This is a genomic window from Pseudoalteromonas sp. SIMBA_162 (genome assembly GCF_046535955.1).
Lineage (GTDB): Bacteria > Pseudomonadota > Gammaproteobacteria > Enterobacterales > Alteromonadaceae > Pseudoalteromonas > Pseudoalteromonas marina.
In genome coordinates this window covers 1-242 of the sequence record NZ_JAWJBQ010001044.1, presented here as the reverse complement: position 1 = coordinate 242, position 242 = coordinate 1, and the positions used below count along the sequence as shown (strand labels likewise).

Here is a 242-nt window from a genome sequence, read left to right as displayed (position 1 = left end):
CGCTCGGTGCCGGTCACGACTGCGGTGTTGCCCTCGAGCGCGATGTGGGCGCCCATGCGGTTGAGCTCCTGCACGTGCATGAAGCGGTTCTCGAAGATGGTCTCGATCACGGTGCTGGTGCCTTCCGCGACCGCATTCATCGCCACGAACTGGGCCTGCATGTCGGTGGGGAATGCCGGGTACGGCGCCGAGCGGATATTGACTGCCTTCGGGCGCTTGCCGTGCATGTCAAGCTCAATCCA

General features: G+C 64.0%; 1 pseudogene. It reads right to left on the bottom strand.

The features are described 5' to 3' along the window. Positions 1 to 242, bottom strand: a pseudogene (locus tag R0J88_RS22885) (UDP-N-acetylglucosamine 1-carboxyvinyltransferase); the annotation flags it as partial.